The organism is Terrabacter sp. NPDC000476, assembly GCF_040300125.1.
GTDB lineage: Bacteria > Actinomycetota > Actinomycetes > Actinomycetales > Dermatophilaceae > Terrabacter.
Map to the genome: position 1 here is coordinate 36,211 of NZ_JBEPDF010000004.1, position 14,836 is coordinate 51,046.

At 74.7% G+C, this 14,836-nt stretch carries 16 protein-coding genes; 11 read left to right on the forward strand and 5 right to left on the reverse strand.

Annotation, left to right across the window (positions count from 1 at the left end):
- Window position 1 precedes the first annotated feature (1 nt).
- The 6 genes from ABT295_RS19045 to purE all read left to right on the forward strand — a co-directional run bounded on the left by ABT295_RS19045 (window position 2) and on the right by purE (window position 5,125).
- Window positions 2-865 carry an enoyl-CoA hydratase/isomerase family protein gene (locus ABT295_RS19045; RefSeq protein ID WP_352395986.1) on the forward strand — a complete coding sequence of 288 codons (864 nt, stop codon included), beginning with the start codon at window positions 2-4 and terminating at the stop codon, window positions 863-865.
- Window positions 866-982: 117 nt separating this feature from the next.
- The gene (locus ABT295_RS19050) at window positions 983-1,660 is read left to right on the forward strand and encodes a response regulator transcription factor (protein ID WP_345508673.1); all 678 of its coding nucleotides are present in this window, start codon (window positions 983-985) and stop codon (window positions 1,658-1,660) included.
- A 23-nt stretch (window positions 1,661-1,683) separates the two neighbouring features.
- Window positions 1,684-2,691: a sensor histidine kinase gene (locus ABT295_RS19055; protein WP_352395987.1), complete on the forward strand. Its 1,008-nt coding sequence runs from the start codon at window positions 1,684-1,686 to the stop codon at window positions 2,689-2,691.
- Between the two features lie 41 nt (window positions 2,692-2,732).
- A complete protein-coding gene (locus ABT295_RS19060; protein WP_352395988.1) occupies window positions 2,733-3,356 on the forward strand; it encodes a GtrA family protein in 624 nt (207 codons plus the stop codon).
- Between the two features lie 21 nt (window positions 3,357-3,377).
- Window positions 3,378-4,577 (forward strand): 5-(carboxyamino)imidazole ribonucleotide synthase, encoded by a 1,200-nt coding sequence (locus ABT295_RS19065; RefSeq protein WP_352395989.1) that lies wholly within the window; start codon window positions 3,378-3,380, stop codon window positions 4,575-4,577.
- Window positions 4,574-5,125, forward strand: coding sequence for a 5-(carboxyamino)imidazole ribonucleotide mutase (gene purE / locus ABT295_RS19070; protein ID WP_352395990.1), 552 nt, complete (start codon window positions 4,574-4,576; stop codon window positions 5,123-5,125). Before ABT295_RS19065 ends, purE begins: the two co-directional genes overlap by 4 nt.
- A gap of 59 nt (window positions 5,126-5,184) precedes the next feature.
- Here purE and ABT295_RS19075 read toward each other — a convergent pair whose 3' ends face one another.
- Together ABT295_RS19075 and ABT295_RS19080 are read right to left on the reverse strand one after the other, a co-directional pair.
- Window positions 5,185-5,862 carry an alpha/beta fold hydrolase gene (locus tag ABT295_RS19075; RefSeq protein ID WP_352395991.1) on the reverse strand — a complete coding sequence of 226 codons (678 nt, stop codon included), beginning with the start codon at window positions 5,860-5,862 and terminating at the stop codon, window positions 5,185-5,187.
- Between the two features lie 5 nt (window positions 5,863-5,867).
- Window positions 5,868-6,332, reverse strand: coding sequence for a CoA-binding protein (locus ABT295_RS19080; protein WP_352395992.1), 465 nt, complete (start codon window positions 6,330-6,332; stop codon window positions 5,868-5,870).
- Between the two features lie 67 nt (window positions 6,333-6,399).
- On the opposite strand from ABT295_RS19080, the gene ABT295_RS19085 reads away from it, so the two are divergent.
- Window positions 6,400-7,419, forward strand: coding sequence for an LLM class F420-dependent oxidoreductase (locus ABT295_RS19085; RefSeq protein WP_352395993.1), 1,020 nt, complete (start codon window positions 6,400-6,402; stop codon window positions 7,417-7,419).
- 84 nt (window positions 7,420-7,503) lie between these two features.
- Here the strand turns inward: ABT295_RS19085 and ABT295_RS19090 are convergent, their stop codons facing one another.
- From ABT295_RS19090 to ABT295_RS19100, 3 genes are read right to left on the reverse strand one after another with little or no spacing between them, the layout of a single operon-like run.
- Window positions 7,504-8,316 (reverse strand): SDR family oxidoreductase, encoded by an 813-nt coding sequence (locus ABT295_RS19090; RefSeq protein WP_352395994.1) that lies wholly within the window; start codon window positions 8,314-8,316, stop codon window positions 7,504-7,506.
- Window positions 8,313-9,095, reverse strand: a complete 783-nt coding sequence (locus ABT295_RS19095; protein ID WP_352395995.1) for an acylneuraminate cytidylyltransferase family protein — start codon at window positions 9,093-9,095, stop codon at window positions 8,313-8,315. Before ABT295_RS19095 ends, ABT295_RS19090 begins: the two co-directional genes overlap by 4 nt.
- A complete protein-coding gene (locus ABT295_RS19100) occupies window positions 9,092-10,135 on the reverse strand; it encodes a Gfo/Idh/MocA family protein (RefSeq protein ID WP_352395996.1) in 1,044 nt (347 codons plus the stop codon). Before ABT295_RS19100 ends, ABT295_RS19095 begins: the two co-directional genes overlap by 4 nt.
- A gap of 53 nt (window positions 10,136-10,188) precedes the next feature.
- On the opposite strand from ABT295_RS19100, the gene ABT295_RS19105 reads away from it, so the two are divergent.
- From ABT295_RS19105 to ABT295_RS19120, 4 genes are all read left to right on the forward strand, one after another.
- Entirely contained in the window at window positions 10,189-11,616 is a 1,428-nt protein-coding gene (locus tag ABT295_RS19105; protein WP_352395997.1) for a lipopolysaccharide biosynthesis protein, read from the forward strand.
- A 66-nt stretch (window positions 11,617-11,682) separates the two neighbouring features.
- On the forward strand, window positions 11,683-13,098 hold the full coding sequence (locus ABT295_RS19110; RefSeq protein WP_352395998.1) for a hypothetical protein: 1,416 nt from the start codon (window positions 11,683-11,685) through the stop codon (window positions 13,096-13,098).
- Window positions 13,091-13,774, forward strand: a complete 684-nt coding sequence (locus ABT295_RS19115) for a NeuD/PglB/VioB family sugar acetyltransferase (RefSeq protein WP_352395999.1) — start codon at window positions 13,091-13,093, stop codon at window positions 13,772-13,774. Before ABT295_RS19110 ends, ABT295_RS19115 begins: the two co-directional genes overlap by 8 nt.
- Entirely contained in the window at window positions 13,771-14,829 is a 1,059-nt protein-coding gene (locus ABT295_RS19120) for an N-acetylneuraminate synthase family protein (RefSeq protein WP_352396000.1), read from the forward strand. The genes ABT295_RS19115 and ABT295_RS19120 overlap by 4 nt, the downstream gene beginning before the upstream one ends.
- Window positions 14,830-14,836 lie beyond the last annotated feature (7 nt).

Genomic DNA, 14,836 nt, shown 5'->3' on the forward strand with positions numbered 1-14,836 from the left:
CATGCCGTCAGCGCCGACGCCGTCGTCCGTGCCGTCACCCGCCCCCGCCGACGCCACCCCGCACGGGGGTCTCGTGCGGGTCGAGCGCTTCGACGCCACCGAGCACCCGGCCCTCGCGCACGTCGCGGAGATCGTGCTCGACCGGCCCGCCGCCATGAACGCCGTCTCGACGGCCATGGCGCGCGACATCGCGGCCGCGACGGCGGCCGTCGCCGCCGACCCGACGGTGTCCTGCGTCGTGCTCAGCTCGAGCCACGACCGGGCCTTCTGCGTGGGCGCCGACCTCAAGGAGCGCAACGCCTTCTCGGACGCCGACCTCATGGAGCAGCGCCCGGTCGCGCGGGCGGCATACGGCGGGGTGCTGGGGCTCCCGGTGCCGGTCGTGGCGGCCGTCGACGGCTTCGCCCTCGGCGGCGGCTTCGAGCTCGCGCTCTCGTGCGACCTCATCGTCGCGGGGGAGGGGGCCCTCGTCGGGCTGCCGGAGGTGGGCGTCGGCGTCATCCCCGGCGGCGGGGGCACCCAGCTGCTCGTGCGCCGGGTCGGCTGGTCGCGCGCAGCCCGCGCCGTGTTCACGGCCGCCCGGTTCACCGCGGCCGAGGCCCTCGAGCTCGGCGCCGTCGACGAGGTCGTGCCGGCCGGCACGGCCCGCGACCGGGCGCTCGAGCTGGCCCGGACGATCGCCGCGCACTCGCCCGTCGGGCTGCGCAGCGCCAAGCGCGCCATGCGCCTCGGCGCCGACGTCGACCTCGCGGCGGGCCTCGAGATCGAGGACGCGTGCTGGCGGGCCACGGCCTTCTCGGGCGACCGGCGCGAGGGGGTCGCGGCCTTCGCCGAGAAGCGCACGCCGGTCTGGCCCGGACGCTGAGCCCTGCGGCGGCGCGTGTTGCGTCGTGTCGTGCGGGGGTCGGGGTGCGGATCGGTCCGATGTCGATAGGCTCTCGACGGTCGGTGCCTCCCGCCGACTCTGGACGAGGACGGTGACATGACGCGAGTGCTCCTGGCGGAGGACGACCCCGCCATCTCCGAGCCGCTGGCGCGCGCGCTGCGGCGCGAGGGCTACGACGTCGACGTGCGCGAGGACGGCGAGGCCGCCATCGACGGCGCGAAGGAGAACCCGGACCTCGTGCTGCTCGACCTCGGGCTGCCGAAGATCGACGGCCTCGAGGTGTGCCGGCGCATCCGGGCCGAGGGCCGCACCATCCCCGTGCTCATCCTCACGGCCCGCGCCGACGAGGTCGACACCGTGGTCGGGCTCGACGCGGGCGCCGACGACTACGTCACGAAGCCGTTCCGCCTCGCCGAGCTGCTCGCACGCGTGCGGGCCCTGCTGCGGCGCACGCCCACCGAGGTCGTCGCCTCCGGCGAGCTGGTGCGCATCGACTCCGACGGCCGGCGCGCCTGGTTCAAGGGCGAGGAGCTGCAGCTGACCGCCAAGGAGTTCGACCTGCTGCGCGTGCTCGTCCGCGAGCAGGGCAAGGTCGTCTCCCGCGAGCAGCTGATGCGCGAGATCTGGGACACCGCGTGGTTCGGCTCGACGAAGACGCTCGACATGCACATCTCGGTGCTGCGCCGGAAGCTCGGTGACGACGCCACCTCGCCGCAGTACATCGCGACCGTGCGCGGCGTCGGCTTCCGCTTCGAACGACCCCAGGGCGACTGACCGTGCGGCGGCTGCTCGACCGGATGACCTCCGTCGTCGCGGCGGTCTGTGCCGGCCTGTTCGTGCTGCTCTCGACCGCGGTCGTGGCTTGGGTCGTGCTCCAGCGGCCCGAGGCCGTGCGCGACTGGCTGCTCGCCGACCCGTCGCTCGGAGTGGCGCGGTTCGGCGCGGTCATGCTCGGCGTCGGGGTGCTGAGCGGCCTCGTCGCCTACTTCGCCACCCTCCAGACCCGCCAGCACGTCGAGCGGTCCTCGAAGGAGCTCGTCCAGCTCGCGACCCGCTTCGCCGCGGGGGAGGCCCGGCTCACCCCGCTCCGTTCCGACATCGACGAGCTCGACCACGTCTCGGGCGTCATGACCCGCCGCGCGCACGACATGACGAAGTCGCTCGCGGCCGAGCGCGACTTCGCCGCCGACGCCTCGCACCAGCTGCGCACTCCACTGACCGCCCTGCTCATGCGGCTCGAGGAGATCTCCGAGACCGACGACGCCGAGGTGGTCAAGGAGGAGGCGAACATCGCCATCGCCCAGGTCGAGCGGCTCACCCGCGTCGTCGACGACCTCCTCGGGCGCACCCGGGGGGCGGGCGGGCCCTCGCCGGCCGTCTCCCTCGACTCGGTCATCGCCGCCCTGCAGCGCGAGTGGCAGCCCGCCTTCGAGCAGGCCCGCCGGTCGGTGCGCGTGCGGGGCGAGCGCGGCCTCTTCGTCCGCTCGACGCCCGTGGCGCTCTCGCAGGTGCTCTCGACCCTCCTCGAGAACTCCCTCGTGCACGGCCGCGGCACCGTCGACGTCCACGCCCGCCGCTCGGGCCCCTCGGTCATCGTCGAGGTGAGCGACGAGGGCGACGGCGTGCCGGCCGCCATGGCACCGCACATCTTCGAGCGCTCGGTGAGCAGCGGCGCAGGAGGCAGCACGGGCCTCGGCCTCGCCCTGGCCCGCGACCTCGCCGAGTCGAACGGCGGCCGTCTCGACCTCGTGCAGGCCCAGCCCGCGCGCTTCGCGCTCTTCCTCTCCGAGGGCGAGACCGATTGACGTCGCAGGGAGCATCCTGCTCGCGGCGGTAGGGTTCCCGCGTGAGGCGCCTGCGTGAGTTCCTGTTCGTGCGCCACCGCCACAACTGGGTGCTCCTCTTCCGGTTCGCGGTGGTGGGCGCGTCGGGCGTGCTCGTCAACCTGCTGACGCTCGTCGCCGTCAAGAAGCTCGGGCCGAGCTTCGACGCGGCGCTCGTCGGGCTCCCGGGCACCGAGTTCAACGTCCGCTGGTACCACGTCTACTCGACCGTGGCCTTCCTCGTCGCCAACCTCTGGAACTTCCAGCTCAACCGCACGTGGACGTTCCGCACCACCCGGCACGCGCGCTGGTGGGGCGAGTACTGGCCCTTCCTCGTCGTCGGCCTGCTCGGCCAGGTGGTCGGCCTGGTCCTGCTGACGCTGCTCATGCACCTCGACTCCCCGGTGCACCTGCCGACGTCGGTGCTCGACGACTCCACCGGCTTCCGCACCCGCCTCTACTGGGCCCAGCTCATCGTCATCGCCGTGGTCACGCCGATCTCGTTCGTGCTCAACAAGCTGTGGACCTTCGCCGCCGTGCGCAGCCACCACCCCGACCTCGCCGACCCCAGCCACGCCCAGGCCGCCCTCGCCGAGGAGGAGGCCGCGAACGCCCCGGTGCCGGACCGGCCGCGCCGCGCGACCTGAGGCCGACTACGCTTGGCCGTCGTGAGCAAGCCGAAGCGCGCCCCCGGAGGATTCCCCGTCGTCGGCGTCGTCGGAGGCGGCCAGCTCGCCCGGATGATGCAGGGCCCCGCCGTCGAGCTCGGCGTGCAGCTCTCCGTCCTGGCCGAGAGCGACACGGCCGCCGCCGCCCTCGTCGTGCCGAGCGCCCCCGTCGGTGAGCACACCGACCTCGAGGCGCTGCGGGCCTTCGCCGAGCACTGCGACGTCGTGACGTTCGACCACGAGCACGTGCCGCCGCACCTGCTCGAGGCGCTCGAGGCGGACGGGGTCGCCGTGCACCCGAGCCGCGCCGCCCTGAACTTCGCCCAGGACAAGCTCGCCATGCGCGAGCGGCTGACGGCCCTCGGCGTGGCCTGCCCCCGCTGGACGCGCGCCGAGACCGCCGAGGCCGTGCAGGCCTTCGGCGACGAGGTCGGCTGGCCGATCGTCGCCAAGACCCCGCGCGGCGGCTACGACGGCAAGGGCGTCGCCGTCGCGTCGTCGGTCGACGAGCTCTCCGACTGGATCGGCCGCATCGGCGAGCCCGGCCCGCTCGAGCACGGCCTGCTGCTCGAGGAGAAGGTCGACTTCGTCCGCGAGCTCGCGGTGCTGCTCGCGCGCAGCCCCTCCGGACAGGCGGCCGTCTGGCCCGTCGTCGAGACGGTCCAGACCGACGGCGTCTGCACCGAGGTGCTCGCGCCGGCGCCGGGCCTCGACCCCGACCTCGCCTCGGTCGTCACCGAGGCGGCGCTGCGGATCGCCGGCGAGCTCGGCGTCACGGGAGTCCTCGCGGTCGAGCTCTTCGAGGTCCGCGCGTCGGGCGGCGGGGGCGAGCCGGCGTACGTGGTCAACGAGCTCGCCATGCGCCCGCACAACAGCGGGCACTGGTCGATGGACGGCGCCGTCACCGGGCAGTTCGAGCAGCACCTGCGCGCCGTGCTCGACCTCCCGCTCGGTGACCCGCGCCCCCGCGCGCCGTGGACCGTCATGGCGAACGTGCTCGGCGGCGACTACGAGCACCTCTACCCGGCCTACCGGCACATCATGGCCCGCGACCCCGGCGCCAAGGTGCACGTCTACGGCAAGGGCGTGCGTCCCGGCCGCAAGATCGGGCACGTCAACGTCAGCGGCGCAGACCTCGACGACGCGCGCGAGCGCGCCGGGCACGCCGCCGACTACCTCCGAGGAGTGATCACCGAATGAGCGAGTCGTCAGCTGCCGCAGGCGCTCCCGTCGTCGGCATCGTCATGGGCAGCGACAGCGACTGGCCCGTCATGCGTGAGGCCGCCCGCGCCCTCGAGGAGTTCGGCATCCCCTACGAGGCCGACGTCGTGTCGGCGCACCGGATGCCCGACGAGATGATCGCCTACGGCCAGCAGGCCGCGGGGCGGGGCCTGCGGGTGGTCGTGGCCGGTGCCGGCGGCGCGGCCCACCTGCCCGGCATGCTCGCCGCCGTGACGCCGCTGCCCGTCGTCGGCGTGCCGGTGCCCCTGAAGTACCTCGACGGCATGGACTCGCTCCTGTCGATCGTGCAGATGCCGGCCGGCGTGCCGGTCGCGACCGTGTCGATCGGCGGCGCCCGAAACGCCGGGCTGCTCGCGGCGCGCATCGTCGGCACCGGCGGCGACGCGCTGTCGGTCGACGTGCGCGAGCGGATGGCGGCCTTCCAGTCCGACCTGCGCGACCAGGCCCACGCCAAGGGGGCGGCGCTGCGCGAGCAGGTGGCCCGGGGCGTCACCGACCCGGCCTGACGGCATACGGCCGCCTGACGGCACACGGCGCTCGGCACACCGCCGCGGCGTCGCCGGGGTCAGTCGGACGACGCGAGGAAGCCCTGCACCGCGACGGAGAAGGCGACCGGCTGCCCGGCGTGCACGAGGTGGCCGGCGTCGATGCGCACGAGGCGCCCGTCGGCGACCGTCTCGGCCATCTCCGCGACGTGCTCGGCCGGCATCGGGCTGCTCGGGCCACCCCACACGACGAGGGTCGGGGCGCGCACGGTCGCGACGACGTCGGGCCAGCCGGGGTCCGGGTCGTCGACCTGCGCGCGCACCTGCAGCACGGCCTCCCAGTCGAAGGCCAGCTCGCCCTCGGGGCGCTCGGGCGGTCGCGGCTCGCGCGGGTGGGGCACCGGGACGTCCTCGAGCACGAGGCGGCGCACGAGGTCGGGGCGCCGGCTCGCGAGCAGGCAGGCGACGAGCCCGCCGAGCGAGTGGCCGACGAGGTCGAGCGGGCGGCCGTTCCGGGCGGCCAGCGCCGCCGCGACCGCCTCGACGTCGTCGGCCAGCTCGGTCAGGGGATAGCTGCCCGGCCACGGGCTCGCGCCGTGACCGCGCAGGTCGACGGCGACGACGAGCCGGTCGCGGGCGAGCAGCGTGGCGACCCGGTCCCAGTCGGCCGACGTCTCGCCGGTCGCGTGCACGAGCAGCACGGGGGACAGGGCGCCGGGCTCACCCCAGGCCCGGGCGTGCAGGCTGACGGCGGTCACGGGACTCAGCCCGTGACCGCCCCGGCACCGTCGCCGGGCTGCACCCGCGGGTACTCGATCTTCGGGCAGGTGTCCATGACGACCGACAGGCCAGCGGCCTGGGCCCGCGCGGCGGCGTCCTCGTCGACGACGCCGAGCTGGAGCCAGAGGGCCTCGATGCCGAGCCGCTCGCGCTGCGCGATCGCCTCGTCGACGACCGCGCCCACGCGGTCGCTGTTGACGAAGCAGTCGACGACCTGCACGACCGTGCCGTCCGGGATGTCGGCGAGGCTCGGGTAGCCCTGGGCGCCGTGCACCGTCGCGCCGCTCGGGTGCACGGGCACGAGCTTCATGCCGAGCTCGTGGTGCAGCCACGACGAGACGGAGTACGCCGTGCGGTCGGGGTTGTCGCCGAGGCCGACGACGGCCCACGTGGCCGGGGTGTGGAGCAGGTCCCGGACGACGTCGGGGCTGTTCTGGTGCGGGGTCATGCCGCCCATCCTCACACGACCGCTCCGGGCACTGCCGACGTGCAGGTGGCCGTGGTTGGATGGCGGGATGCGATTCGGAATGTTCGTTCCCCAGGGCTGGCGGATGGATCTCGTCGGCATCGAGCCCGCCCAGCAGTGGGAGTCCATGGTCAACCTCGCCCGGCACGCCGACGACGGAGACGTCTTCGAGTCGATCTGGGTCTACGACCACTTCCACACGGTGCCGCAGCCCTCGGGCGAGGCGACCCACGAGGCGTGGTCGCTGATGGCCGGCTTCGGCGCCGCCACGAGCCGCGTGCGGCTCGGCCAGATGTGCACGTGCATGGCCTACCGCAACCCTGCCTACCTGGCCAAGGTGGCCGCGACCGTCGACGTCATCTCCGGCGGCCGCACCGAGATGGGCATCGGCGCGGGCTGGTACGAGCACGAGTGGCGGGCCTACGGCTACGGCTTCCCCAAGGCCGGTGACCGCCTCGGCGCGCTCCGCGAGGGCGTGCAGGTCTTCCGCGACATGTGGACGAAGGGCGAGGCCACCCTCGACGGGACGTACTACCAGGTCGACGGCGCCATCTGCGCCCCGCGCCCGCTCCAGGGCACGAGCCACCCGGGCAGCGCCCTCAACGGCATCCCGATGTGGATCGCCGGCGGCGGCGAGAAGGTGACGCTGAAGATCGCGGCGCAGTACGCCGACTACACGAACTTCGACGGCAGCGCCGAGGGCTTCGACCACAAGAGCGAGATCCTCAAGGGCCACTGCGAGGCCCTCGGGCGCGACTTCGGCGAGATCGTCCGCTCGGCCAACTACAACGTCGTCATCGGCGAGACCGACGCCGACGTCGAGGACCGCCTCCAGTTCTACGGCGAGCTCCTGCGCAAGGGCGGCGTCGCCGACGACAAGGCCGCCGGGGCCGTCGAGGACCTGCGCAAGCAGCCCGCGGTCGGCACGCCCGACAAGATCGTCTCGATGTTCAAGGACATGGAGGCTCGCGGCATGGCGTATGCCATCACGTACTTCGCCGAGGCCGCCTACGACCGCTCCGGCATCGAGCTCTTCGAGCAGACGGTCGCGCCCGAGCTCAAGAACTGACGGGCCACCGACCCACCCGCGGTTCGATGTGTTTCACGGTCACCCCTGACCGTGGAACACATCGATGCGGACCGGGAGAGACGGTCACCAGGCCGTCCAGCCCCCGTCGACGGCGACGACCTGGCCGGTGACGTAGGCCGAGGCGTCCGAGGCGAGCCACGTGACCACGCCGCGGAAGTCGTCCTCGGTGCCCATCCGGCGCAGCGGGGTCAGGGCCTCGTAGCGCTCGACGAACGCGTCGTCCTGGCCGCGCGCGATGCCGCCCGGCGCGAAGGCGTTGACCCGGACCTCGGGCGCGAGGACCGTCGAGAGGTAGCGCGTCAGCTGGGCGAGCCCGCCCTTGCTCGCCGCGTAGGCCGCGGGGTTGCCCATGCGGGTGCCGGCGTAGAGGCCCATGTTGGGCCCGACGAGGCCGTAGATGCTCGACACGTTGACGACGCTGCCGTGGCCACCGGCCCGCAGCAGCGGCGCGAGGCGGCGCGTCAGCGAGAACGGCGCCGTGAGGTTGAGGGCCAGCGCCATCGTGAACGCCTCGTCGGTCTGCTCGTCGAACGGGACGGCATACCCCGGCACCCCGGAGGTTCCGGTGAAGGCCGCGTTGTTGACGAGCACGTCGCATGCGCCGAGCCCGGTGACCGCCTCGACGACGTCCGAGAGTCCTTGCGGTTCGAAGAGGTTCGCGCCCAGGGCGACGTGGCCGGCCCCGGGCAGGCCGTCGGCCGCCGCGGCGCACGCGCCCTCGTCGAGGTCGACGACGACGACGCGCGCGCCGGCGGTGGCGAGCGCGTCGGCGAGCACCCGACCGAGCGGACCGGCGCCGCCGGTGACGACGGCGGTGCGGCCGGCGAGCCCGGAGGGGTGGGTGGGCCCGGGAGGACCGGCAGGGCTGCTCGTCACGGGGTCTCCTCGGGGTCGGGCCGGGCGTCGAGCCAGGGCAGGGTGAGCAGGCCGGCGCCGACGAGGGCGTCGATGAGACGGAACTCGTAGTCGTCGTCGATGGAGAAGGCCTGCGCCTCGGGGATCTCGAGGCCGGCGTGCGTGCCCTCGTCGAACCACGACGACTCGAGGCGCCGCACGAGGTCGGCGCGCCAGAGGTAGAAGTTGCCGTTGATCCGCAGGAAGCGCTCGACGTCCTGGCGCCGGGTGACCCCGGTGCCGGAGGTGAAGTAGCGCGCGAGGGCGCCGGCCTCCGGATCGGGGCGCACGCCCACCCAGACCGGGTTGAAGGTCGGCTCCGAGACGCTGATGACGCCGTCGAGGCGGTCGTCGGCCGCGAGCCGCCGCACGGCCTCGGCGAGCTGGGCCGGAACGCGCGCCGGGCTCGTCGGGTCGAGCAGGAGCACGGCGTCGTAGGCCTCGCCCTCCTCGGCCTCGACCCACGCGAGCGCGTGGCGCACGACCGGCGCCATCGGGGTGTCGTCGGCCGCGAGGTCGGCGGGTCGCAGGAAGGGTGCGTCGCCACCGTGCGCGCGCACGACGTCGGCGATCTCGGCCGAGTCGGTCGTCACGACGCAGCGCGTCACCTCGGGCGTCAGGGCCGCCGCGCGCAGGCTGTGGGCGATGAGGGGGAGACCCCGCAGCGGGCGGATGTTCTTGCCGGGCAGGCCTTTCGAGCCGCCGCGCGCCGGGATGACGGCGAGCACTCGTGGGGTGGTGGGGCCGGTCGGACGGGTCATGACCCGCCCTCCCGGTGTGCGAGGTCGGCGATGACGTGCGCGCCGGCGGCCCGGGCCTCGTCGCACAGGCGGACGGCGTCGATGCCCTCGGTCAGCGTGGCCGGCGCCCCGCGGGCCACCCGTTCGTCGACCGAGGTGGACGGCCGCAGGTTCATCGCGGCCCGGGCCTGGGCTCCCATGACGAGGTCGCGGTCGAGGTCGTGGTCGAAGACCTGCTCCGTCACCTCTCCGTCGGCCGACGTGTGGCGCACCGTCGCCCGCGTGACGTCCCACTCGAGGGTGCCGTCGGGCGACCGCACGACGACGCCGCGGGACGCGGGACGACTCGTGTAGTCGAGGCGCACCGTCACGGCGAAGTCGCCGGGGGTGCGCCACAGCAGGGTGGCAGCCTGGTCCGACTCGACGTCGAGCGGTCCGTCGCTGTCGACGACGGCCCCGAGCAGCAGCGGGCGCCCGAAGAGCACGGTGGCGTGGTCGATCTCGTGGACGAGGTCGCGCAGCACCCCGCCCTCGTCGGCGCGGGCCGAGTAGGACTCGCGGTAGTCACGCTCGGGGCGCCAGTCGGGCAGCCACGACTGGCACCACACGTGCGCCGAGCCGCCCCGGTGGAGGCGTCCGACGAGGCGGCGTAGGTGGCGGAACCCCTCGTGGGCGCGCAGCGGCGCGGCCACCCAGACCGCGGAGCGGCGGGGGTGGGCGTCGAGCGCGGCGACGGCGTCGGCGCTCGGGGCCACGGGCTTCTCGACGAGCACCTTCTCGGCGCCGGCGTCGAGCGCCTCGAGGGCGTCGGCCACGTGCCGGGACGTGTCGGTGGCCACGACGACGAAGGCGTCGCGCAGGGCCGCCGGTCCGCTCGCGTCGTCGAGCAGGTGGGCGCCGGTGGCCTCGTCGACGCCGCCGACGCCGGTGAGGTCGCGGTCGCGCACCGGCCACAGCCAGACGTCGGCGCCCTCCTGCCGGAAGACGCGGGCGTGCCGCTGCCCGATCGAGCCGGAGCCGCGCACGACGACGCGCGGCGGGGAGGAGGGCTGGCTGGACACCCCTGCAGGCTAGAGGACGGGGGTCGCGGCCGGGCACCGGTACCTTCGGGTCTGTGACGAGCCCAGCCGGTAGCCCCGCCGCCCCCGCCGGCCGCCCGGGAGCCTCGCTCGGCGGGCACGCCGTCGTCTACCTCGTCGGCACGGCGCTGCAGGGCCTCGGGGTGCTGCTCGTGCTGCCCTTCGCGACCCGCGTGCTCGGCGCCGTCGAGTTCGGCCGGGTGGCCACCGGCCTCGTCGTCGTCCAGATGGTCGGCACGGTCGCGGCCGCCGGCCTTCCTCAGGTGCTCCTGCGCGAGCACCACCGCGGCGCCGAGGGCCCGCGCGTGGCGCGGGCCCTGGCCGGCACGATGATGCTGCTCGCGCTCGCCCTCGGCGTCGTCGGCGTGGCCCTCGCCCTCGTGCTGTCGGCGACCGGGCACGCCGACCTCGGCCAGTGGCTGCCCCTCGTCGTCGCCGCCGTCGCGCTGACGACGGTCGTCGCCGGGCAGACGCTGATGCGGGCCCGCCTGCAGCCGTGGGGGTTCCTCGCCCTCGCCGTGCTCGCGACCGTCGGCGCGCAGCTGGCGGGTCTGCTCGCGGCGCGCGGGGAGGCGACCTCGGGGAGGTACCTCACGGCATACGCCCTCGTCGTCGTCGTCGCGGCCGCCCTCGCGGTGGTGCTGGGGCGACCGCTGCCGCCCACGGCCGAGCGCGAGCGGGTGCGCGCGGGGATCCGCCTCGCAGCGCCCCTGCTGCCCCAGGCCGTGGCGATGCTCGGGCTGCTCTCGGGCGACGTGCTGCTCGCGCGGGTGCTCGTCGGCGAGTCGGGTGCCGGCAGCTACCAGGTGGCGCTCCAGCTCGGGAACATGCCGTTCGTGCTCGCCGTCGCGCTCTTCAACGCGTGGGGCCCGCTCGTGCTCTCCCACCCGCTCGGCGAGCGCTGGGCGTGGACGGCCCGCACCGGCACGGCGCTCGTCGGGGTCGTCGCGGCAGGCGCCGCGGGCGTCGCCCTGCTCGGTCCGTGGCTCGTGGCGGTCATGGCCGACCCCGGCTTCGACCACCCCGCGATGGTGCGCGCCCTCGGCCTCGTCTGCACGGTGTCGGTCTCCTACATGCTCTACCAGGGGTCGTCGCTCGCGGTGCTCGACGCCGAGCGCACCGGGCGCCTCGCCTCGGCGGCCTTCTTCGGCCTCTCGTTCCTGCTGTCGGTCTCGGTCGCCCTCACGAACCTCGACGCCGGCATCGCGGGCGTTGCCGCGGCCAAGGCCGTCGCCTACGTCGTGCTCATGGGCGTGACGACGTGGTACGCCCGCACCGACGGACCGCTGCACTGGCCGCGCCCCGCCGTCGTCGTCGCGCTCGGGGGCGTGGCGCTCGCGCTGGCCGGGGCGGCCCTGCCCGTCGAGGGTCCGCTCGTCTGGGCGCGGCTCGTGCTCGCCGTCCTCGTCGCGGCGGTCGCGCTGGTCGCGGCGCCCCGGGTCCTGCGTGCGCTGCGCCGATAGGATGGGGCGCTCGCCCGGCCCGCCTCGTGCCGGCACGCACCGACACGCAGGAGACACGCTTTCGTGGTGACACCGCTCGTCCACATGGGGTTGGGCTACGACGACCTCCTGGTGCCGGCCCTCGTGCACGCCGGGTTCGACACGAAGGACCTCGTCCTCGTCGTGCGCACCGACGCCAACCTCGCGTGGGCCCGCCGCCACGCGCCGCGCGCCACCGTCGTCCGGCTGCCGTACGCCGCCGCCCGCAAGGCCAACGTCGTCAGCGGTCTCGCGCCGCACGCCGCCCTCAAGCGGGCCTGCGCCGGGGTCGGGCTCGACCCGCTCGACCTGCTCGTGTCGGAGCGTGCCCTGCGCCGCAACCGCGTCGACACCGCGATGAACTTCCTCAACCTCGCGGCCGAGGAGCTCGAGTCGGCCATCGAGGGCCGCGGGCCCGTGCTCGCGCTCGTCGAGTTCACCGTGACGTCCGAGCTGCTGACCGCCGGGCTCGTCACCCACCACGGCGGGCTGGCGACGTGGCCGCGCGGCATCCGGCTGCCCTCCGACCGCTTCGGCCTCATCGGGGCGCCCAAGGGGATCACCTTGTGGGAGCGGGAGGTCGAGGACGCGTCGGCGCTGGCGGCGGGCCAGGCGTTCGTCGACACGTGGCGGGCCGAGCAGGGCCGCCCGATGGGCTTCGCGCGCAACCTGCAGGTCGAGTCGGGCCAGGAGATCTGGCGCCTCGCGAGCGACCGGGTCAAGGAGTTCGCCGTCGACCGCGGCGCGAACCTGCAGCTGCCCCGGCCGTCGGACTACGCGCGCCTGCCGTGGCTCAACCCCGTCAAGGCCCGGCTCAACCTCCGGGAGTACCGCGACCGCCGCTGGGACCCGGTGCCCGAGAAGTTCGTCTTCCTGCCGCTCCAGGTGCAGCCCGAGTCGAGCGTCGACGTCATGGGGCAGGAGTGGCGCGACCAGGCCTACACGGCCCGCGTGCTCGCCGAGGCCCTCGCACCGCTCGACATCGGCGTCGCGGTCAAGGAGCACGCGCACTTCATGTGGCGGCGCGACCCCGACTACTGGCCGCAGTTCGACGTGCACCCGAACATCGCGACGATCGACCCCTTCGCCGACTCGCGCGAGCTCATGCGCGACGCCGTCTTCACGGTCACGGCCACCGGCACCGTCGGGCTCGAGGCCGGCCTGCTCGGGCTGCCCGTCGTCACCGGGGCCGAGATGCCGTGGAGCGCGCTCGGCAACGTGGCCCGCCTCGGCAGCCCCGACGACCTCACCGCGTTCGTCGCCGAGCGCCGCTGGGAGTCGCTGCGCGCCGACCGGGAGGCCATCGACGCCTGGTTCGTCAACGACTACGTGCGCAACTCGTGGGAGGGGCTCGTGCTCGACCCGCCCCGCGTGCCCGCCGTGCTCGAGCCGGACAACATCCGCAAGGTCGGTGGCGCCTTCGCCGAGGCCGCCGCGTCGCTCGGGACGGCCGGACGTGGCTGACGGCCGGGCCGACGTGGCCGACGTGGCCGACGTGGCCGACGGCGCGGGGTGGGTGGTCCTCGGCGCCGGCGGTCACGCGCGCTCCGTCGTCGACGTGCTCGAGCGTCTCGGGCGTGAGGTCGTGGCCGTCACCGGCGCCGTCGCCGAGGGCGAGACCCCTTGGCACGTCGAGGTGCTCGCCGACGACCGGGAGGCCTTCGAGCTCGTCCGCGCGCGTGGCCTGCACGCCGTCGTCGCCATCGGCGCGAACGCCGCACGGTCGGGGCTCGTGCACGACCTGCTCACCGCCGGCCTCTCCGTGCCGCCCGTCGTCGCCGCGACCGCGACGGTGTCGCCGCGGGCCGTGCTCGGTGCCGGCACCGTCGTGCTCGAGCACGCGCACGTCGGGCCGGCGAGTCGCCTCGGCGACGCCGTCGTCGTCAACACCGCCGCCGTCGTCGAGCACGACTGCCGCGTCGGCGCCGGGGCCCACGTCGCACCGGGGGCCACGCTCCTCGGAGGGGCGTCCGTCGGGTCCGGCACGCTCGTCGGCAGCGGCGCCCGCATCCTGCCGCTCGTCGGCGTCGGCGCCGGCGCGACGATCGGTGCCGGCGCCGTCGTCACCGGCCACGTGCCCGAGGGCCGTACCGTCGTCGGCGTCCCCGCCGTCACCCGTGGAGCCGGAGGCCCCCTGTGATCGACCCGCTCAACGCCGTCACGCCCGTCGCGATCGGTGACGCCCTCGTCCCGTCGCCCGGCGACGTCTTCGTCATCGCCGAGGCCGGGGTGAACCACAACGGCGACGTCGACCTCGCCCACCGGCTCGTCGACATCGCCGCTGCCTCAGGCGCGGATGCCGTGAAGTTCCAGACGTTCTCGCCCGAGAAGCTGGTCTCGTCGGCGGCCGCGACGACGCCCTACCAGCGCGACCGCGGGGGGTCGACCGACCAGCGCAGCCTGCTCGAGGCGCTGACGCTGCCGCAGGAGGCCTGGGTCGAGCTGCGCGACCACGCCACCGAGGCGGGCACGACGTTCCTCTCGACGCCCTTCGACCTCGACAGCGCCGAGATGCTCGTCGGCCTCGGCCTGCCCGCCCTCAAGGTGAGCTCGGGGGAGCTGACGAACCTGCCCTACCTGCGCGAGATGTCGCACCTCGGCGTCGTGCTGCTCGTCTCGACGGGGATGGGCACCGAGGACGAGGTCGAGGCCGCGGTCGAGGCCTGCGCCGACGCCCCCGGACTCGTGCTCTTCCACTGCGTGTCGGCCTACCCGGCGCCCGTCGAGGAGTGCAACCTGCGCGTCATCCCGCGCCTCACCGAGCTGCACGGCATCCCGGTCGGCTGGTCGGACCACACGCCCGGGCTGACGACGGCGCTCGGCGCGGTCGCGCTCGGGGCGCCGATCCTCGAGAAGCACTTCACGAGCGACCGCACGCTGCCCGGTCCCGACCACCTGGCGAGCCTCGAGCCCGGCGCGCTGACCGACTACGTGTCCGCGACGAAGCAGCTGGCGGTCGCCCTCGGCGACGGCGTCAAGGTCCGCATGCCCTCGGAGGAGGAGAACGCCGTACTCGTGCGCCGCTCGTGGCACGCGGCCCGCGCGCTCGGCGCCGGGACGGTGCTGGAGGGCGGCGACCTCTCGCTGCTGCGCCCCGAGGGTGGCATCAGCCCGGCCGTCGACATCCGCGGACGCACGCTGGCCCGCGACGTGCCGGCGGGTGCCCCCGTCACCGACGCCGACCTCGCGGGCTGAGGCGCGG